At 51.3% G+C, this 261-nt stretch carries 1 protein-coding gene and 1 pseudogene (both cut by a window edge); both read right to left on the bottom strand.

The window, feature by feature from the left end:
• Positions 1-32: pseudogene (locus V7126_RS09165) on the bottom strand (GrpB family protein) (it extends 520 nt beyond the left edge of the window).
• A protein-coding gene (locus V7126_RS09160; RefSeq protein WP_438823800.1) for a GNAT family N-acetyltransferase crosses the window boundary here: on the bottom strand, positions 1-241 show its 5' portion. It extends 50 nt beyond the left edge of the window; 241 of the gene's 291 nt are visible here — the first part of the coding sequence; it begins with the start codon at positions 239-241; its stop codon lies beyond the left edge, outside the window. The pseudogene V7126_RS09165 and the gene V7126_RS09160 overlap by 82 nt, the downstream one beginning before the upstream one ends.
• Positions 242-261: the final 20 nt, after the last annotated feature.

Here is a 261-nt window from a genome sequence, read left to right as displayed (position 1 = left end):
CTTCGACCTTCCGCGGCGCCTGCAGGATCAATGTTGAGAGAACGGCGCCTTTTTCAGGTTCAAATTGGCCGATTTCAGAAAATCCCAATTTTTGATACAAGGCTTTTGCCGGTTCATTGCGTGCGCCCGTCGTTACCTCAAACACATCCGCTTCCTTATCAAGCAAAAACTGCAAAAGCGCCGTTCCAATGCCTTTTCGGACATGATCAGGGTGGACGGCCAGCCGGCAAATCGTCAGCACTTGCGGCGTCTCTCTATAAG

Source organism: Bacillus sp. JJ675 (genome assembly GCF_036963165.1).
Taxonomy (GTDB): domain Bacteria; phylum Bacillota; class Bacilli; order Bacillales; family Bacillaceae; genus Bacillus; species Bacillus glycinifermentans.
The sequence above is the reverse complement of the archived record's forward strand: the minus strand, read 5'-3'. Positions and strand labels throughout refer to the sequence as shown.